The sequence below is a fragment of the Mycobacterium sp. 23 genome (assembly GCF_048287075.1).
Lineage (GTDB): Bacteria > Actinomycetota > Actinomycetes > Mycobacteriales > Mycobacteriaceae > Mycobacterium > Mycobacterium gordonae_B.
The window spans coordinates 231,403-250,967 of the sequence record NZ_JBLVUX010000004.1 but is presented as its reverse complement, the minus strand read 5'-3'; the positions used below and the strand labels follow the sequence as shown (position 1 = coordinate 250,967).

General features: G+C 64.7%; 15 protein-coding genes. 4 read left to right on the top strand and 11 right to left on the bottom strand.

The genetic code is table 11. The features are described 5' to 3' along the window. From eccCa to ACNQS7_RS01325, 7 genes are all read right to left on the bottom strand, one after another. Positions 1-4,125 (bottom strand): type VII secretion protein EccCa (gene eccCa, locus ACNQS7_RS01355; RefSeq protein WP_418011122.1); only part of this gene is annotated, 4,125 nt, incomplete at its 3' end. After that, positions 4,122-5,651: a type VII secretion protein EccB gene (gene eccB / locus ACNQS7_RS01350; RefSeq protein WP_055577133.1), complete on the bottom strand. Its 1,530-nt coding sequence runs from the start codon at positions 5,649-5,651 to the stop codon at positions 4,122-4,124. The genes eccB and eccCa, both read right to left, overlap by 4 nt. Before the next feature lie 33 nt (positions 5,652-5,684). Further along, a complete protein-coding gene (locus ACNQS7_RS01345; RefSeq protein ID WP_411580613.1) occupies positions 5,685-6,779 on the bottom strand; it encodes a hypothetical protein in 1,095 nt (364 codons plus the stop codon). A gap of 85 nt (positions 6,780-6,864) precedes the next feature. Beyond that, positions 6,865-7,350 carry a hypothetical protein gene (locus tag ACNQS7_RS01340; protein WP_156452544.1) on the bottom strand — a complete coding sequence of 162 codons (486 nt, stop codon included), beginning with the start codon at positions 7,348-7,350 and terminating at the stop codon, positions 6,865-6,867. Between the two features lie 1,083 nt (positions 7,351-8,433). Beyond that, positions 8,434-9,591, bottom strand: coding sequence for a transglycosylase SLT domain-containing protein (locus tag ACNQS7_RS01335; RefSeq protein ID WP_418011121.1), 1,158 nt, complete (start codon positions 9,589-9,591; stop codon positions 8,434-8,436). 189 nt (positions 9,592-9,780) lie between these two features. Further along, a complete protein-coding gene (locus tag ACNQS7_RS01330) occupies positions 9,781-10,101 on the bottom strand; it encodes a hypothetical protein (RefSeq protein WP_055581648.1) in 321 nt (106 codons plus the stop codon). 24 nt (positions 10,102-10,125) lie between these two features. Then, complete coding sequence (locus ACNQS7_RS01325) at positions 10,126-10,359, bottom strand: DUF2510 domain-containing protein (RefSeq protein ID WP_082658973.1); 234 nt, start codon at positions 10,357-10,359, stop codon at positions 10,126-10,128. Between the two features lie 325 nt (positions 10,360-10,684). Here ACNQS7_RS01325 and istA point away from each other — a divergent pair, with 325 nt between their 5' ends. Both istA and istB read left to right on the top strand, forming a co-directional pair. After that, entirely contained in the window at positions 10,685-12,361 is a 1,677-nt protein-coding gene (gene istA, locus ACNQS7_RS01320; RefSeq protein ID WP_055578112.1) for an IS21 family transposase, read from the top strand. Further along, positions 12,358-13,248, top strand: coding sequence for an IS21-like element helper ATPase IstB (istB, locus tag ACNQS7_RS01315; protein WP_082275278.1), 891 nt, complete (start codon positions 12,358-12,360; stop codon positions 13,246-13,248). Before istA ends, istB begins: the two co-directional genes overlap by 4 nt. Before the next feature lie 170 nt (positions 13,249-13,418). Here istB and ACNQS7_RS01310 read toward each other — a convergent pair whose 3' ends face one another. From ACNQS7_RS01310 to ACNQS7_RS01295, 4 genes are all read right to left on the bottom strand, one after another. Further along, on the bottom strand, positions 13,419-14,144 hold the full coding sequence (locus ACNQS7_RS01310) for a chemotaxis protein (RefSeq protein WP_133450279.1): 726 nt from the start codon (positions 14,142-14,144) through the stop codon (positions 13,419-13,421). A gap of 2,653 nt (positions 14,145-16,797) precedes the next feature. Beyond that, positions 16,798-16,995, bottom strand: coding sequence for a hypothetical protein (locus ACNQS7_RS01305; RefSeq protein ID WP_418011120.1), 198 nt, complete (start codon positions 16,993-16,995; stop codon positions 16,798-16,800). 186 nt (positions 16,996-17,181) lie between these two features. Continuing rightward, a complete protein-coding gene (locus tag ACNQS7_RS01300) occupies positions 17,182-17,883 on the bottom strand; it encodes a hypothetical protein (protein ID WP_133450230.1) in 702 nt (233 codons plus the stop codon). 35 nt (positions 17,884-17,918) lie between these two features. Then, the gene (locus tag ACNQS7_RS01295; RefSeq protein ID WP_133450229.1) at positions 17,919-18,596 is read right to left on the bottom strand and encodes a helix-turn-helix domain-containing protein; all 678 of its coding nucleotides are present in this window, start codon (positions 18,594-18,596) and stop codon (positions 17,919-17,921) included. 172 nt (positions 18,597-18,768) lie between these two features. Between ACNQS7_RS01295 and ACNQS7_RS01290 the strand changes: the two genes are divergently transcribed. Both ACNQS7_RS01290 and ACNQS7_RS01285 read left to right on the top strand, forming a co-directional pair. Then, positions 18,769-19,173 carry a WhiB family transcriptional regulator gene (locus tag ACNQS7_RS01290; protein WP_133450228.1) on the top strand — a complete coding sequence of 135 codons (405 nt, stop codon included), beginning with the start codon at positions 18,769-18,771 and terminating at the stop codon, positions 19,171-19,173. Positions 19,174-19,199: 26 nt separating this feature from the next. Further along, the gene (locus tag ACNQS7_RS01285; RefSeq protein WP_133450227.1) at positions 19,200-19,472 is read left to right on the top strand and encodes a hypothetical protein; all 273 of its coding nucleotides are present in this window, start codon (positions 19,200-19,202) and stop codon (positions 19,470-19,472) included. The last annotated feature ends 93 nt before the right edge of the window (positions 19,473-19,565 follow it).

Sequence of the window (19,565 nt, the reverse complement as noted above, 5' to 3'; positions counted from 1 at the left end):
GAATCCGCGGCCGGCGACCATCGGGTGACCCTTCCATCGGCCCTGCACATAACCGGGGTCGGGATCGGAGTCCATGATCAGCATCGGTTCGAACGCCGTGCGCAACATCCGCAGCACCGGATTAGCTCCCGTTTGCGTGCTGAACGCTCCGAACGAATGGGTGTAGACGATGTGCAAACCGACATCGCGGCCGGCTTGCACAAACGGCTCGATCGGGGCGAACGGCGAATCAAACCCGCCCGGCATGCGCTCGCCGTCGTCGATGACCAGGAAGATCTCGGGGCCCTGCCAACTGCGCTGCGCAATCTGGCCCCCACCATCAGGATCATCGCGCGGCAGCCGCGCAGCCAGAACGCCGGCCAGCTCCACCATCCTGGCCTTCACGCTGTCCACGGTGGAGGCGAAGCGGTGCACACCGACGGGGCCCAGCACGGCGTGCAGCTGGCGGCGGGGATCGACCAGCCACACCTGCGCACCCGGACGTTCCTGCCGCACGCCCTCCTCATCCAGGGCGTACAGGCGGGCGATCTCGGCGAGCACCGTCGCACACGCGGTCGTGCGCCCGCACCCGCCCTTGCCTGCGATCACCAGATGCCGGTCCGGGGCCAAGAACACCGGACGCTCGGTCTCACTAAGCGCCCACACGATCGACGTTGACCAGCGGTCGTCGCCGCGGGCCAGCGCCCCCAGCGTCGCCTGCGACAATCGTGTCGGCAGGCGCCGCACCTTGGGCGCCACGGTGAACCCGCCCGCGACTCTGCTCACCGCCTCGGCCACGCTGCGTGAATCGAAATCCTCTGCGTCGCTGGCCTGTATCGCCGGGCGCGCCATCAGGGTGTGCAAACCCACCGGCTCCACCCCGGCCCGCACATAGTTTTGAGCGATCATGCCGCGGCCTGGGCGGTCCGCGGGAATGGCGGCGGCCAGCCGCGGTTTGGGTAGATCGGTGACGTCGTGGATGTCGGTGGGGCGCAGCCACACCCGCGATCCGAAACCGCCACGCACCTTGACCCGTAGCTCGGCAAGCCGGCTCACCGCAGCCACCACGTGGATGCCGAAGGTCGAGCCCTCGGCGATCAGCCGGTCCACCGTGTCCATTAGCGCCTCGTAGGCACTGTCCAAAGCCGCATAGTTGTCGATGACCAGAAACACGTCACCGTAGCCGTCGTCGGGGACGGTCCCGGTTTCCTGAGCTGATCTGCGCCGCCGGAACACCTCCATCGACATCACCCCGGCCGCCTCGAAGCTGCGTTTACGTCTTGCCAGCAGCTCGGCTATCTCAGCCACCGTGCGTCGCACTCCGTCGCTGTCCAGAGCCTGCACGACCCCACCCACATGCGGTAGACCCGCCACCGTGCCCAGCGCCGCCGAGGAGAACGCCAAGCAGTAGAACTGCACCTGCTCGGGGGTATGGGTCATCGCCGCCGCACAGATAAGGTCCTGTAACGCTGTCGTTTTCCCCGAACCCTGAGCGCCCAGAATCACCACATTGGCACCCGCCCCCGAGACGTCAACGAGCAGCGGGTGCTGGTCATGCTTGAACGGCCGATCCACCACCCCGATCGGGAACACCAGATTCGGACGCGCGGCGTACTGCTCATCCCACCGGTGCCCCAGGTACGCATCGACGAGTCGCTCGATGCTCCACGGCGCATCCAGTGGGGGCTGCCACAACCGGTAGGGCTCAAAGCCGACCCGGCGCAGCGCATCAATGATGACTGTCCCCACCTGTGGGCGCATCAGCACCCCCTCGGCGGCCGCGGTGGCCTCGTCGCGTGCGGGCTGGGCCGGCTCGTCGTCATCGACGTCGTGGCCACCCGCGTCGTCGTCGAGGTCATCGGGCAGCGGCAGCGGGGTGAAGTCGGCGCCGAACAGTTGCGGCGCAAAGTAATTCACCACCGCCGCCCCGGCGTCGCTCTCGTCGGTGAAATCCTCAGTGCCCGGCTTACGGTACTCCCGCCACAAATACTCGCCCTGGAACTTCGTCAGAGAACCGTCATCACCGAACGACAGATAGCATTGCCCATTGCCTTTGAGCCGCGTCGCGTTCGGCACTCCGATCTGCACCGCCGCACTCGTCGTCTTGAGCTTGAGCGCCAGCCGATAACCCATCTGTCCCATCAGCTTCTCTGCGCGGTTACCGATCTCCTGGCTGGCCATCAGCAGATGAATCCACAGCGAACGACCCTGTCGGCAGATCTGCCACAACGCCTCTTCAACCTCACTAGACATCCGGTACAACTCGGTGAACTCATCGATGACCACCATCAGCACCGGCAACGGCGCCAGCACATCAGCATCCCCGCGCGCCAACTGATCCGCCCGCTTCCTGTTGTACATGTTGGCGTCATCGACCTCGGCTAAGTCGCACAACGCTTTACGGCGCGCGATCTCACCCCACAGCGCCTCGACGAAGCGGTCCAACAGGTTCTGGTCCTCTTCGAGGTCGGTGATGATCTGCGCGACGTGCGGGACCCCGGCAAAAGGCTTGACACCCGCCCCGCCCTTGAGGTCAGCGAGCAGAAACTGCAGATTCTGGGGCGGATGACCCAACATCAACGACTCGATCAATGTGCGCAGCATCGTCGTCTTGCCCGAACCGGTCCAGCCCGCCATCACCCCGTGCGGACCCATCCCGCCCTCAGCTTCCTGCTTGAGGTCGACGAATAGCAGCTCATTGTTGTCGGTGCGGTTACCGATCGGCACATGCAGGCGCTGCGCGGAATTGATATCACCACGCGCGCCCCATAACTGCTCGAAATCAATGCTGGCCGGGTCATCAATCCCGTAGTAGGCCAGGATGTCTCGCGCCATGAACCGGGCCGCCGAATTCACCGCGATCGACTCATAGGCCTCGGCCAAGCGCCACCGCGCCATCCGCTCTGCGAACACCTCAGCCTCATCGCGGCTCATCTGATCAGCCACGGCGAAAAACCGGGCCGCGCCCGGCTCGGCTTCCCAAGTCATCGGGTCACGCGGAACCGCCATCACCACCGCATCCTGGCGCACATGCAGCACCCTCGCGGGCTGCCCGCACGCCGGAACCTGGCCCAAGCCGCAGACGTCGAAGAACGTCAACCCATTAACCCCAGCGGAACTGCCGAAGATCTCCCACCCCCCTTGCACATCACACACGATCACCGTGTGCGGCAGCGGGTCGATCGGGCTCTTACCGGCCCCATGTCTGATCGCGAATTCTCCCCGTGACCGCAACGCCATCGCATCAGCCTGAGCCTCCACGAAATCGCTCACCGACCCATACACCAGACGCAGCGGACCGGCACCATCTTCGATCACACGATCCCCAGCGTGCGGCAGCCACTTCACCCAATCCCACTCGTGCACATCACTAGTGACCACCACCACCCGCAGATGATCAGGACCATGCGCAAACACCAATTGGCACAGAATCGACCGCATCAACGCCAACACCCGCTCCCGCGGTCCGCACAGCTCATAACCCGGCTCGACCATCAGCGACACCAGGGCCGGAACCCCATAAGCCACCGTCTGATATCGCACGAACTCCTGCAGGACTTTTCCCGTGACCGGCTCGAGCTCGATATCGGTCGGCATATCCTGGGGCTCACTGAACTGGGCGGCGCCCGCCTCCTGAAGACTGGTCATCCCCACACCGACCCGGGCCACCCCGAACCAGCCATCTGAGCCATCAGCCTTACGTTCCCACATCCGCACCCCGCCCAGGGCGGCCTCCAACGTCCCCGGCGCCGGGTGATACCAGCGGTAATGCTCATCGAGGCTGTCCGCAGCAGCCGCCGCCGTCCCCCGCAGCCCATCGATCATCAAGCAAAACCGAGCCCGCAGCGCATCCAGCTTCGCGCGTGACATGTCCTGAGAACCCCGGCCGCTGAACAACATTGCAAACAACCCACCGACCATCACGATCGGAAACAGCGACCCCGCACCGGTGAACGAACGCGCACCGCTAGCAAAGCTCATCCACACCATTCCGCCTACCAGCGCCATCAACCCGATGATCAGTGCCACCGTCCACAACGGTTTCCCCTGCGGGGCGGGAACTTTCAGCGGCGTCGGCAACTCGATGGGCACCGGCTTCAACACCGGCGGTGAGGCCGGCTCCTGACGCGCGAACGCGAACTTCACTTCGGGACCTCCAACTGCCCAGGACTGAAATCAACCGGCAAACTGTTATGGCGCACCAATGCATCCGCGCGCGAAAGCACCGGACCCTGGGCCAGTAGACGCAACACCAGCCACGGCGCCGGACTAGGCCCAAAGCTTTTCGGGTCTAACCCCAACGCCCGCAACGTGTCGTCTTCGCGCGGTATCCCGAACCGCACCCCCGACTCCGAGACCCACCACAGCGATTCCGCCGTCGACGACGAGACCGCACTACCTGTCGACACGACGTAATTGGCGAACCCCGGCCCGAAGAACACCCGATCGGCCTGCACCGCCGACTCCGGGCCCTTCACCAACTCCACCACCTGATCTGCGCGCCCCTCAGCGACCGGAATGCTGGTCCCGGTAATCACCGACGTACTCGCTAGCGACTCCCCGCTCACCTTCTGCCACTGCCAGCACGCCACCGAATTGAGCGCACTGTCCACCACATGCGGCGGTGCCGGCGGAAACGCTGACAAATCAAGTGAGTTCACCACCGGCAGCTTCGCCAACACAGTTCCAGCCACCACCGGCGCAGACGCCCCCGCGTTCTGCAGCACCTGCGCCACTACCGGCGAGATCGGCTGGATACCATCTGCCAGCACCACCGAATACGCCGTCTGCCCGCCCACCTGTGGAGTCGCGATCACCGCACCCACCATCCCCGGCGCATCAACAAACCGCGCCGGGGACCCCGCAGCAGGGATCACCGGCACCGACAACTCCGGACCCACCGGCACCGCATCGAACAACGCCCGACTCATCGGCCGCGCCGCCGACAACGCATCTTCACCCAGCCCAAGGGCCAACAACACCGCCCGCGCACTGCGATTGACCAACGAACGCCGCCCGTCGCGGACCAGCCACACCTGATCGCCGTAGCGCCGCACCAGAGCCTCCTCAGCCCCCAGCACGTGCCGCCGCCCGCCCAGATCCGGTTGCCCATCAATGACCGTCACCGCCACCGGCTCAGGCGCCCCAGCGCCGAACGCCTTGGTGACCTCATCACACACCAGCCACGACGAACGCGCCGGCGACACCGGCGACATCTCCTGTGGCGCACCCGGAATACCCACCAGCGCCCCACGCGGACGCGCATCAATTTCGCTGCGGCGCACCAGATCCGGTGTCGCCGGCTCCCCCGCTATCAGACGCGCCGACGCCAAATTCAAAGCTGGATACAGCTTCTGGCCCACCCGCACATACAAAGCGCCCGAATTCCGATCCGCCAGGATTCGCGACGTCCCCGCCGAACTCGCCGGGCGCACAAACGACCAAAACAGCGCCCCAATGCACAACACGGCTGTCAACGTCACCCCCGCCAGCACCGCCATCGACTGTCGGCGGCCCGGCTCGGTCTCCATGCGCACCTGGCGGCGCGTCATCGCCGACACCGCACGACGCGCAAAGAACATGTGCCCTGATACCTGAAGGCGCGTTGACAGCCCTAATCCGCGGCCACGCGCAGAGGCCGCCGCTTTCGTTTCGTCGGCCGAATCAGCCATCTTAGCAATGCCTTTCGATTACTTCTGCCACGCTCACAGCCGGTAGGACTCGCCGCCGTGCGGGAACCCGCCTCCATTGGTCGCGATATGGACATGGTCCATATGGTTCTGCGTCGCAGAACCCCGATTCTCCATCAAACTCGACGAACCGTCCGGGTTGTGGATCGTCTGCTGCCAAATCACGTGATTGATGTTGAACTGCTGGCGGTGCGCCATCGCGAAACGCATCACCGCATCACCGAGCGCCTTACCGTGCGCCGAGGTCGGATCGGGAATCATCACGTCGATCGCCTGACCATTGGGATGCCACTTCAGCGAATCCGGTCGGACCCCGCCAATCGTGCGGATCTCCGGGAACGCCGCTGACACCGCGCGCGCCGCCAGAATAGTGTCCCGCTGCAGCCCCTTCTCCGAGGCCACACCCGGACCCAGCTCACCACCCACCGAACGGCCGACCACGCCACCCGCCGAGCCACCACCACCGCCAGGGCCAGGGCCAGTGAAGCTGCGGCCCATCAATGAGGTCGGCAAACCGACCAGGCCACTCAAACCGCTCAAACCACCGCCACCGCCACCGCCACCAAACGAAGGCAACGAACCCATCCCCGACAGCATCGACGACAACCCCCCCATCCCACCGCCGCCCATGCCCCGATACGCCGTCGCCAACTGCCGCAACCGCAACGCCAACACCCGGTTCTGCTCCGTAGTGACCTGCAACTGGCGCTGCATCGCCGCCAAATGCTCATCCATCGTCGCCACGACCATCCGCACCCCCGCCGGCGACGACCCCAACGGACCCACCGCCGCACCCGCCGCCCGCGCCTGATCGCGAATCACCCCCGCACCCGCACGACCCGAAGCACCCACCGCCCCGCCCTCACCGGCGACCTGCCCCGACTCCACATCCAAACCCACCACCGCGGCCCGAGCCCGCGAATACTTCCCACCAGCGTTAGCCACCCCGCCACCCAAACCGCTACCACCACAAGGAACTTCAGGCACCGAAGCACCCCCACCCCCGCCCGCAGCGAACACCCCACCCCTACCCGCGCCACCAGCCGGAAACAACCCATGCCCGCGAGTCAGCAACCGATCCACACCGGCCACAAACTCCCCAATACTCACCCACCAAAACTAACCGCCCCAAAACCCCCCGACCACAACGCAAGACCACCAATTTGCGGCCCTCAGCCGCAAGGACGTCGCAGGCTCAGATGCCCTGGTAGGCGATCGCCAGATCGCACAACTGGGCTGCCACGCCTGCATTGGCCTGCTTACTGGCAGCGACTTGCTGCTGAAGCTGGGCCAAGATCTGATCCACTGTGGCCACCAACAACCGTGCACCTGCCGGCGGATCAGCCACCGGCATGATCGCATCCACCTGAACGCGCGCCTGCTCACGCAACCGCTGAACCACCGCACGCCCATCAACAGCCGCCCCGGCCGCCGTAGCCACAATCTGGGCGCCCTGCTCATCCAGGCGCCGCAACGCTTTACGCCGCTGCCCCCACTGAGCCACGGCATCCCCGAGCCGTCCGGCCGCCTCCGCCCCGCCCGGCGGTGCGGCCGCCCCCACCAGCGGTGTCACCAACGTAACGGACTGTTCGCCTTCGGGAAACAACTCCGCACCACGCGCCAACAACCTGTCGATCACCTCATCGACGAACGACTGCAAACGCGGATCCACCCCAGCCACACCCCCACATTAACGCCGCGCGGCCACGATATTGGATGGACGAACCAGCTCACCGGCCACAGCGGTCATCCGCGCGGTCTAATCTCTGCCCGCGCGGCAGGAGCTCGCAACGGCTCGGAGATCAATGAGTCGTGCGGCACCCAAATTCCTGAACCCGGAAGGTATTCCGATGAGCCAGGCGGACCGAAGGAGTTCGGTCCCATGAAGCGGGCATCAGGGAAGTCGGTACTCGGCGCGAAAACCCCAGAATGCGGAGCCAACTCGATCCACGTATACGGATTACCCGAATTGTCATAACCCGGGGAGGGGGCAAGCTCACCCGGCCGTTTGATCACCACACCCGGAATCTCGTCAGCTCGCACGAAAGTTCCCGAGCCAGGACCGATCTCAATCCAGCGAGGTCCATCAGGAGGACCCGGAGGGTTAGGTCCGCCAGGCCCGGCTACCCACGGCACGTGTCGAGGATCACCGACCACCCAGCCCGGCTTACCCGAATCCTGAGGCGAGTCCTTACCCAGCGGTACCGCATCAGTTCCAGTCCTTTTTCCAGCAAGGCGCCGATAATCCGCGGCCGCCTGCCGCAATGTCTCCGACGCCACCTGGTACTGACCCCGAGTCGACTCCAACTGGCTCTGCATCGCCGCCAAATGCTGATCCAGCGTCGCCACAATCAACCGCACCCCAGCCGGCGACGACGCCATCGGTCCCGCAGCCGCACCCACCAACCGGGCCTGATCACGAATAATCCCCGAGGCAACACGGCCCTGCTGACCACACGCGCCAGCCTCAACCGCAGCCAGGCGCACCTGCTCATCCAACCCCACAGCTCTCACCTGCGCCCGCTGATACGACGCGGCTACCCCTGATACACCTGAACGCAACCCGCTCGCACTCAACGGGGCTGCCGGCACAGAGCCGCCAGTAACCGAAGCAGGTAACTGCTCGCTAGCGCCACTTTTCGGAAATAGGTCATGAGTGCGCGACAACAGACGGTCAACCCCTGCCACGAATTCCGCGATACCCACAAATCCTCCTCGGGAAAGTCACCAAGGCCACAACGACACCGAAGCGCGACCCGCGACGTCAGTAGCCGTGATGCACCCCAGGGTTAGCCTGGCCAACCAACGCCCGCAAATTATGCCCATCACGGGCAACCCCGTAGCGCGACATCAGATAATTCATCGACGCACACGCATTGGCCACCGGGTCCCAAATATGATTCGACGTCCCCGGCTGATGATGGGCTCCGAACGTCCCTGGCACCAGCTGCCACACCCCGCGGCTGCAATTCTGTGGGCCCCCATCGGCCTGACGGGCGCCATGCGCATTCGTGTCGATCAGATTAATCGCATCCGACCGGAAACCCGACTCGTGGTCAGCGATCGTCGTCATCCCGGCAATCCAATGCGCCCGGGCGCGCGGATCAGAAATCCCCATCCGATCTAACGCCTCTTCCAAATAACGGCCCACCGCCTCCCGACCGCCGGCCCACACACCCTTGCCCTCAAACGACACCTCAGACACTGGTATTGCCGCCTGGGCCACCCCCGCCGCACCGGCCGCCAACCGCCCCGGCGCGCCAACCCCCGCATGCCCCGACCCCGCCGTACCGCCGAAACCGCGGCCCATCAATGAGGTCGGCAAACCGACCAGGCCACTCAAACCGCTCAAACCACCGCCACCGCCACCGCCACCAAACGAAGGCAACGAACCCATCCCCGACAGCATCGACGACAACCCTCCCATCCCACCGCCGCCCATGCCCCGATACGCCGTCGCCAACTGCCGCAACCGCAACGCCAACACCCGGTTCTGCTCCGTAGTGACCTGCAACTGGCGCTGCATCGCCGCCAAATGCTCATCCATCGTCGCCACGACCATCCGCACCCCCGCCGGCGACGACCCCAACGGACCCACCGCCGCACCCGCCGCCCGCGCCTGATCGCGAATCACCCCCGCACCCGCACGACCCGAAGCACCCACCGCCCCGCCCTCACCGGCGACCTGCCCCGACTCCACATCCAAACCCACCACCGCGGCCCGAGCCCGCGAATACTTCCCACCAGCGTTAGCCACCCCGCCACCCAAACCGCTACCACCACAAGGAACTTCAGGCACCGAAGCACCCCCACCCCCGCCCGCAGCGAACACCCCACCCCTACCCGCGCCACCAGCCGGAAACAACCCATGCCCGCGAGTCAGCAACCGATCCACACCGGCCACAAACTCCCCAATACTCACCCACCAAAACTAACCGCCCCAAAACCCCCCGACCACAACGCACCGCGACCTATTCAACAGAGATCCGCGGTGCAACACCGGCTTTACACTCCGTTCGTGCCTATCAAAGGCTCCCATCACCGCAGACACCGGTAGCGGCGCTGCAAGAACTGCGCGCCGCGCAGGCGATCGCCTGGATGAACGAGCCCGTCAGCGCGACAGCCCACTCCCGATCACCTCGACACAACGCACAGTTATCGGTGGCGCCGAACCGCCGAGATCTGGTTGCCACGCCCGCTGCCGCAGGTGATCGGCGTCAGGCAGATCATTGCGGTTCAACTGTGGAGGCGGGAACGCTCCGAACACGCCGGCCTCGATATCGCCGCGCATCATGGCCTGGTGCTCCTGGTCCGCGTGTTCCGCCAACGCTGCTTCGTATCGGCGGTGCCGCGCGTGATATTTGCCGCGGCGCCCTGCCCGCCGCACCCCCCACGCCAGAAGCCCGGCCGGCACGGCGACAGCAGCAGCCATGATCGCGACACCCGCGACCGCACGCTATCGACCCTCGATCGCGAACCCTAGGGCGAGGCCACCGAAGACGAACCCGTAAAACACCAAAGCGACCAATTCCAGCGCAGACAATCGCGGATGCTGGCGCCGATCAACCCGACCATTCGAGGCCGGCCGGCCCGCGGCCCGGTGAACAGTCCAACCGCGCCCGTCCCACCATCGCCAAACGTGAGCACGCGATGGATCCGGATACCAGCCCGGCGGGACGTGACACGTCATAGGCCTCGGACATTACGCGGCGCACTGCTCCTCCGGAGCCGATTCGCCTGACTGGCGCATCTCACCATCGATGAGCGTCGGTAGGGAATTTCAGTGAGCGCGGTCAGCGATGGACCGCGCCTAGTATCACAGTCACACAGACGCCGATTTGATGCGGAACACCGCTGCGGTGAGCGCGGCTGGCTATGACAGTTTGATTCAGGACCGGTGTGACGGCCTGATTCAGGACCACCTTCTTTCAGACCGGTGTGTTGTGACGGTTTGATTCAGGACCACCCTCGACGGTTGGCGTGTCGATTATTGGCTCGCTGTCGGAGGGTTCCGGATGGGAAGTCGTGTGGAGCTGTTCGCCCAGATACGTAGGGACGCCCGGGTCGAGGGTTTGGGTATTCGGGCGCTTGCTCGTAAGTACAAGGTTGGCCGGGATACGGTCCGGCACGCGTTGGCGAATCCGGAGCCGCCGAGGCGGAAGACACCGGTGCGGGAGTCGCCGAAACTGGGCCCGCTCAAACCTGCGATTGATGCGATGCTGCGGACCGATCTGGATGCGCCCCGCAAGCAACGCCACACTGCGACAAGGATTTGCAATCGTCTGGCCGATGAACACGGCGTTGAGGATGTGTCGTATTCGTCGGTGCGTGACTATGTCCGGGTCCGTCGTGCGGAGATCATCGCCGAGTCCGGTAAGCAGGCGCAGGAAGCGTTCGTGCCGCAGGAACACCCGCCCGGCGCTGAAGCTGAGGTTGATTTCGGCGAGGTTCACGTCATCCTCGCTGGTGTCAGAACCCGCTGCTACATGTTCGTTTTCCGAATGTCGATGTCCGGCAAGGCAGTCCATCGGGTGTATGCGACTCAGTCGCAGGAGGCGTTCCTCGAAGGCCACATCGAAGCATTCGACGTGATCGGCGGCATCCCGGTGCGCCATATCCGCTACGACAACTTGAAGTCTGCGGTCACCTCGGTGGTGTTCGGCCGCGGTCGGGGCAGGGTCGAGAACGACCGGTGGGTGCTGTTCAGATCGTTCTACGGGTTCGACCCGTTCTACTGCCAGCCGGGAGTGAAAGGCGCCCACGAGAAAGGCGGAGTCGAGGGCGAGATCGGACGTTTCCGCCGCACCTGGCTCACGCCCATGCCGGAAGTGGACTCGCTGTCAGAGCTCAACGACTACATCCGCCGCTGCGAAGCACGTGAGGATCATCGGCGGGTCACCGGCCGGCTGCACACCGTGGGCCAGGACTTCCAGACCGAACGAGAACATCTCGCCGCTCTGCCTGCCGAGCGGTTCGACCCGGGGCTGGTGCTGCATCCACGGGTGGACCGGTCGGCGCTGATCACGGCGCGGTCGGCGAAGTACTCGGTTCCCGCCCGGTTGATCGGACGCAAAGTCAGGGTGTCGCTGCGGGCCTCGGAGTTGGTCGTCTTCGACGGCCGCACTATCGCCGCACGCCATGAACGCGTCACGACCCGCAACGGGCAATCGATCAACCTCGACCACTATCTGGAGGTGTTGCACTGCAAACCCGGCGCGTTGCCCGGCTCCACCGCGCTTGCTCAGGCCCGCGCCGCCGGCACTTTCACCGCAGCGCACGAGGCGTTCTGGCAGCAGGCCCGCCGCGTCGACGGCGATGCTGGCGGGACTCGCTCGCTAATCGACGTGCTGCTGCTGCACCGCAGCATGCGCGCTACCGATGTGATCGCCGGGATCCACGCCGCCCTGTCGGTCGGTGCCGTTTCAGCGGATGTGGTCGCGGTCGAAGCACGCCTGCATGCCGCCGGTGGTGGTCTCGAATCAGACCGTCACGCCGGTAACCATGCCAATACCGTCGATTACCGGGTCGTCAGTCTGACCCAGCGCCGCCTGGCTGATCCAGCGACCGTGATCGCCGGCCTGCCACCCGACACCCGGCCGCTGCCTGACGTCGCGGCCTACGACGAGCTGCTCCAACGCAGACCCCCAACACCGCCACCCGGTGACGGAATGGAAGGAACGACTGGATCATGAGCACGGCCACGAAAGTCACCAACACCCTGCGCCGCCAACGCGGGATGACCCCACAAGCGGCCCAAGCCGCCGTCGATTCCGCATGCCGACGCCTGCGGTTGCCGACCGTGCGTGCGGTGATCGACGAAGCAGTGAAAGTCGCCGAGCGTGAACAGCTCACCTACCACGGCTTCCTCGCCGAACTGCTCCTGGCCGAATGCGATGACCGGGACCGCCGATCCACCTTGCGGCGAGTCGCAGCGGCCGGGTTTCCACGTCAGAAATGGTTGGGCGACTTCGATTTCGACGCCAACCCAAACATCAACGCCGCCACCGTACATACCGTCGCCCAAGGCGATTGGATACGCCGAGGCGACCCGCTCTGCCTGATCGGCGACTCGGGCACCGGCAAGTCCCACCTGCTCATTGGTGTGGGCACCGCCGCCGCCGAGCAAGGCTTCCGCGTCCGCTACACACTGGCGACCAAACTGGTCAACGAACTCGTCGAGGCCGCCGATGAAAAGCAACTCGCCCGCACGATCGCCCGCTACGGCCGCGTCGATCTTTTATGTATCGACGAACTCGGCTACATGGAACTCGACCGCCGGGGCGCGGAGTTGCTGTTCCAAGTACTCACTGAACGCGAGGAAAAGGCGTCAGTAGCCATCGCATCCAACGAGAGTTTCTCCGGCTGGACCAAAACCTTCACCGACCCCCGACTCTGCGCCGCGATCGTCGACCGACTCACCTTCCACGGCACCATCATCGAAACCGGCACCACCTCATACCGGCTCAGCCATACCCGCGGTAGCAGCTCGCGATCACAGCCTACGAAGACGCCTGAGCCACCACCTCCTCGCCGAGGTGGTCCCGAATCAAGCCGTCACAGTGGTCCTGAGTCAGGTTGACATAGAGACGCGGCCCTTGCTGAAGTCCGGCGTCACGCTCGGGCGAATCGTTACGCGCAGCAAAGCTCCGAGTGACACACTCGGCACCGAATACGGAAACATGAACGCCCGCATCCCCTGATCGCGATTCCCCAACCCCATCAAATAGTTCCACGACCTCCCCGCATGGCCTACGTCGCGACAAACTCACTCAGTGCCAGACGCACACCACACACCCACGCCGCGTACACCACATCCGCCAGATCACCGCCGTACCGTTCCCAGCACAGCAACGCCTCCAAACGACGACAATGCACGAAAAGCTTTGCGTAACTGAACATCTGATCAGGATTTTCCAGCCCATCGAGACCCGGACGTTGCGCGCCTGCCAATATCACTGCGGTGTCATATTCCGCACCCAACGCCGCCCACTCCTCAACGCGAGGCCACTGCCGCCCTACCAACGCGCGCGCCACCGACTGCGCAACCGGCGACAACTCGTCATCAATGCAACCAAAAGCCAGTCGCCGCACCAACTCTCGACAATAATCGCGCAGCATCGACTCATCGGCCGCCTTCACACTGGCATACAGTGCCGCATCCACAGTCTGCAAACGGTGTGACCGCGACGCCAACAGCTCCGAAGCAGGGCTGTCCAGACCCGACGGTGCCACACCTGTCGCGATCTCACCTACCGCAGGATGATCCGTCAGATATCCCGACGGCCACGCCCACGTCGTAGCAACCGCCGACACTTCATCACCCAACGCGCGCGCTGCCCGCACCGCCTTGTCGGCGGGATTGACCCACCCAAACCAGCGTGTATCAAACTCATCGTTGAACGAGGCCGCTATCGGCATCGTCTTACGAACGAACACTCCCGGCGGAATATAGGACGCCCCATCGTTGGTCGCCACCCACAATGACGTAGCTCCCGTCGCCCGATTATGGCCAACAGCAACCGCCCAATCCAAGCCCGGGTCCGTCACGCACGCCGCCCCAGCCAAATCCGCCACGGCCATACGCGCCAACGCCAAATCGGTCTCTGCGGAATCCCGGCTCACCTGAGCGACACTGCGTCGACTTACCGGCATCAAACCAGCAGTGCTTGCGCTCCCTGCCGGAGAAACCACACCCTCTGCCGGCGCCGATAACGCCGCCGAGGCCCCCGCCCCAGCGGGTGCCGCAGTCGACATTGCGGGCGGCAATACCGATCCGTAGGGCGCCAAACTACCCGCCGCCAACCCAGGCACACCCGCCGCAGGCGCCGAAGCTACGGGCGCGGCAACAGGAGCCGCTGTCGGCGCGGCCGCGGCAAAAGTACTTTCCACCGGCGACGCCATCAACGGCGCCAGCGGAGCCGAAGGAGGCGGCGCAGCCGGCACCGCGCCCGCGGCCGTCGCGCCTGCGGCCAAACCACGCCCAAAATCTGTACCCAGAGACGACAGCGCTGGCGGAGGACTCACCGAAGACGACAAACCACCCGTCGACGGCAAACCCGGTGCCCCAGGGAATTTGCCCAAACCCTGCAACATCGACATCGGAAACCCAGGAACACCCCCCCCGCCACCCGGCATACTCGGCAACCCAGGTAAACCGCCGCCGCCAAGCGACGACAGAGGACTCGGCATCGGCCGCGGCGGGGTGAAAGGAATGCCGTCGCTTGAGTGCTCAGATGCAGGGCCACCCCGGGCAGTTGAAGGTCCTCCCCTGCCTGGTGTACCGCCCGACGACTGGCCAGAAGTAGTTCCGTTGCCTACCGGCCCAGGGGGGGTGGGACCCGTCGGATCTGTCGATAAATCCCCCGCCGTCCCATTGCCCGCTTGTTCAGTTTTCGGTCCGTGGCCGCCTTCAGGGCTTAGTGGAAATTGGTTCGTAAATAACAACGTGTCGTTGGCTACGTTGGCGTGTAGGTCGGCGGAATACGTGTGGATCATGGCCCGGTGCTGGCTGAGGATCACCGCTATCTGCGCGATTGACTGACCAGTTCCGCTCCGCAAGAACGCGTGGACTTCTTGGTGTGCGGCGCTGTTTTCTCTGAGCATCCATCGTTTGGTGCGCTCGACATCACTGGAAACCCGCGCCACCAGTTTCTTCGCAAAACCCGCAACGTCAGCTTGATCGAACCGGGCCGCAGCCATCGCCCTGTATGCGGCTTCCGCGGCCTCCGCTCCCTCGCCAGCGGTCCAAGAATCATTAAACACTTGCTGGGAAAGCCGGTGCACCTCGTTCCCCTGCTGCTCATGGAACCGCTCTTCCCGTCCCAGGGCTTCGGCCTCTGTCGCCAGCTCCGTCTCCGAGTCGACCGGCCATACAAGCGGCGAGAACAACAACCCGACGAACATGCCCTGGGGAATCGGATGATCGCCCCCCTGAGGAAAGGACGGCACACTCATGCGTTCCAAAGGCGTTGTTGCCGACTGATCGAACACCCTCAGCAGCTTCGCTGCTTGTTTGTTGTTCCGTTCAGACCACCACTCCGGCACTTCACCGGATCCCGACGCAGCCGCCATGAGTCCTCATCTCGCAAGACCACACGCGTCGAGGAGGCTGTACATCGCATCGTTTCTAACGTCGGTGAGCCGATTCACCTCCGACGTTGGCGTGTTCCCCATAGCTGCTGTTGTCTGATCAAGCGTTGCGCTGACATAAATTCGGGCGGCTGCTGCGATATCGGACGGTACCGCCGGGACGAGCGCATTTTGCACCACAGATGCGCTATTCAGGGCCCGAAGCACCATCGGGACGTTGAGGTTGCCTTCAACGCGAAGCCCACCCTGGCCCTCCTGGCCACGCACAGAGACGTCCAGAGCGTGGCATACATGGTCCTTTGCGGCAGCTGCTTCGGCGGGACTGTAGCGCGGTCCCACCGTTGTTGCGGTCGGCGCCGCGACCGAGGCCGGCGCCGAAGTCGAGGAGGGGCGCGCACCGTGAAGGGTGAAGTAGGTAACTGCCGCGCTTACACCTCCGGACACCGCAACAACAAATAACAGCGCCACGGTTGCCCACACCCAGCGCCGACCCCGTGCCTGCCGCGATTGCGGCTCCAAGTAGTGGGGTGGTCCCGGCGGCGGCTGAGGCGGCGGTGGGGGCGGAGGTAGCGTCACCGAAGGTGAAGCCTCCCGCGACCACGGTGACGACGATGTCGTAGCCGTCATCTCAAAGTCCTCTCCTACGCGCTCAGCGCGCCTGAGTTGGCTGCCTCCGCGGTCTCGACCGCAGCGACACTGGTCTCGCGACTTGTCATGTCAGCGGCGACCCGAAATTCCGCCTTTGCCTGGCGCATTGTCTGCGTGCCCGCAATTGCGCCCATCAGAGCGGTCGCGTAACCGCCGAGTCGCATGCCCCCTGCACTTGACCCTGGCTGTGATGCGGACGCGGCATCCGCACTGGACAACCCCGAACGCGTTGCGTGCGGATCCATCTGGAAATTTCGCGCCATGAGGTGATCCTACCGAGAATGAGGCCCCAAGACGTGGGTCAACCAGCACTAATTCGGCCGCTTCGCGTGCCTCTAATTCACGCGTTGTGCAGTTCGGGCGGTTACTACCGAGGACCGCCGTGCCGCGGTCAGTCAAGACTCGTGTTGTCCCAGGTGTAGCTCGCGTCCAACTGCCTTTGCCACGTGCCGGCCGGATCGTCACCACGGCTCTGCATCACAAATGCTGCGGCAGAGATCACCTCGCCCGGCCCTTCGTAGGTTCCGAGCTGATCTGCGCCGGCGTACAGTAACCAGCCCACCGCAGTCTCAACGATCCGATATCCCATTGACCTCCCTCGGCGACAACCGCTGCCACTCAACATGTTTGAGGCCGCGCCGGCGTCACATGCCGGTGGCGGGCCACGTGTTCCGCCGTCCAGAGCTCCATAACTGCCAACTTGCGCGCAATTTGCCCGTAAGTTCGAAGCTGGCGCGCAACCTCGACGTTGTCCCTCAGTGAACGAAGTCGTGGCTTAGGACACCAGCGGGGCTAGGCGTGGGTCGGCAAGCCCGCTGTCTCCGAAGATTCCTTGAGCACTCCACAGGCTCAAGGCGGGAGCGGCGTGGCCTTGTAACCGCACGGGCGGTGCTGATTCGAAGGCGAGTGTGAGTGTCCAGTGGTGTAGGTCGGGGTGGAACTCGGTGCATGCGGCGAACCAGAAACTGACCTGGCCGTGCGGGACGGTACTGCAGATCAGTCGGTCGGTGGTGACGATGACGGAGCTGGTCTGGTGAAAGCGCCACTGCCGGGCCGCGTTTCGCTCCGCGGTCGCTTTGCGGCGGTGGTTGAGCGCGCCCTGCACGGCGAGGGCTCCAAACATGACTGCCGGGCGGCCGGCGACGATCAGGGGAAGGGGTGAATAGGCAGAGTCCGTGCCGCAATATCGGCTGTAGCCGATCTCGGTGCTCAGCAGTGCGTGCTCGCCGAGTTCCAGGACCGGGCCGTAGACGTCGATGGGCGCCGGGGGCAGGCCCGCCCGCAGCGCGGCCGCGCAGTCGCGACTGTACTGCCACCATTGTTCTGCCGGGGTGTGTGGCTGCCAACTGAATTGGGCTGCGCGACCGGTGCCACGTGCGCCGTGGTAGGCCCCAGCATGTACCGGCGTGTTCGTCGGCCGTCGAACCGGCAGATTCGCTGTGGCGGCGGGCGGCGGCATCCCTGGGATGTTAACCATGACCGCACCGTAACCGGGTGGGCTGACAGGCCACGTTAGTCAAGGCGCAGTTCGCTTAGGATGCGGATCGCTGCCGCTCGCTCCTCCTCGCCTAACCACGGCAGCATCCACACCATCGCGTCTTCCATCTCACGTGCCGCATTGGCGAAGTCTTCTTCGATCGCCGCGCGTGCGGTCTCCGGCATGCTGTCGCAGTGAGCGGCGAAGGTGCGGCGCATTTTGATCAGGCGTTCGGCCATGGCGAAACGCTCGGCTGCATTGGGTGCTGACGGTAGTCCCGTAACTGGTGATGCCATGCGCGCATCGTTCGCGGTGACCGTTGGCCGTGGGCGCGGGGGGCTGCCGTCGAGAACGGCTTCGACGCTGCCGCTTTCCCACTCGATGGCGCGTTCGAGGGCTCGGCGCAGCTTGTGGCTCATACGGCCAGCTCGGTTGTTCTCAATGGCCCGCAGGGTTTCTACGGAGGGGCCGCCCCGGGTGGTGACGTCGGCTTGGCTTAGTCCCAGCTCGTTGCGGCGATCGCGCACTGCGATACCGAGCGTGGCCCAGGACATGGGCGATATTTTGCCCGATTTACCGGCAAATAACTGCATCCTCACCACCGGTTGGTTGCGGCGGTGGGCCTCGCGTCGGCGGGTGTCTGCGTTTGCACTCATCCGCTGAACCGGTTTCTGACGTGCGCCGATGGCCTTAGCGCGCTGTGCAGCTGCCACGGCGTCTGGTCCTTTGTCGTGGATTGATCCTGTCGACAAGCTACCACTTTTACCGAGACAACCGGTAATAATGTGCTAAATTACCGGTAATTCACCGGTAAGAGGTGCTGGTGAAGAAACCCTGGGGCGGTGGCCGGATGGCCTTCCGCACCGAAGCACAGGAGGACTTTCCATGACAACCCCCCCCAGCGCCCGCACCCCCCGGCCGTCGGATTCGTCTCGGCTACGCGCTGAGGTGCGCCTGTTCCACACCGAGCAGGACCTGGCGTGTCGCGAGGATCCGGAATTGTTTTTCAACCCGAACCGCAGATCGCGCGCCGTCGCCCGCTGCGCGGAGTGCCCATTTCGGGGACGCTGCAGTTACAACGCAGTGGCTTCCGGTGCAACGCACGGGATTTGGGGCGGGATGTCGTTGCCCGGTCAGTACCCAACGCAGCTCGCGGGTGTTTACACCCGCCTGGCTGAGCAGTTCGAGGCGCGCCGACGCTGGGAGATCGGCGATGTCGCTGTTGCGCCGCTGCCCGATCCCTTCGCTGTCCAGGACTTCCCAATCGGTGGTATCGCCGGTGCGGCATGAGTACCGCGGTCCAAGTGTGCCCGGTCGTGTCGAGCGTCGATGAGAACGGCACGCAGCGGATCACGCTCCTGGATGCCGATGATTCGGTGCTGTGTGGGGCCTACAAGCCGCCCGGTCACACCCATTGGCGGCTCTACATGAGTGCCGCGCTGGCCCGCGTCGGCGCGCCAGCGGCGCTGATGCCCGCCACGCACCTTCTTACCGCGCGCCGCGAAGATGCCTGCCAATGGTTGGAACTAATCGGGCACCTCTATGCCCATCCCGCCGAAGCCCGAATCCCCCGCCCCGACTGTCACTGAGACACGTTTCGGCGTGAACAGCGAGAAATCGCAGGTAGAGGACGTGGAGCCATTACCAGAGCATCGCGAGGCCTCGACGGGTCCGATGCCCAC

Excerpts from the sequence above, each read along its gene's own strand:
- eccB (WP_055577133.1), bottom strand. The coding sequence starts at position 5,651 with ATGGCTGATTCGGCCGACGAAACGAAAGCGGCGGCCTCTGCGCGTGGC.
- ACNQS7_RS01330 (WP_055581648.1), bottom strand. The coding sequence starts at position 10,101 with ATGGCTGCTGCTGTCGCCGTGCCGGCCGGGCTTCTGGCGTGGGGGGTG.
- ACNQS7_RS01325 (WP_082658973.1), bottom strand. The coding sequence starts at position 10,359 with ATGACGTGTCACGTCCCGCCGGGCTGGTATCCGGATCCATCGCGTGCT.
- istA (WP_055578112.1), top strand. The coding sequence starts at position 10,685 with ATGGGAAGTCGTGTGGAGCTGTTCGCCCAGATACGTAGGGACGCCCGG.
- istB (WP_082275278.1), top strand. The coding sequence starts at position 12,358 with ATGAGCACGGCCACGAAAGTCACCAACACCCTGCGCCGCCAACGCGGG.
- ACNQS7_RS01305 (WP_418011120.1), bottom strand. The coding sequence starts at position 16,995 with ATGGGATATCGGATCGTTGAGACTGCGGTGGGCTGGTTACTGTACGCC.
- ACNQS7_RS01300 (WP_133450230.1), bottom strand. The coding sequence starts at position 17,883 with ATGGTTAACATCCCAGGGATGCCGCCGCCCGCCGCCACAGCGAATCTG.
- ACNQS7_RS01290 (WP_133450228.1), top strand. The coding sequence starts at position 18,769 with ATGACAACCCCCCCCAGCGCCCGCACCCCCCGGCCGTCGGATTCGTCT.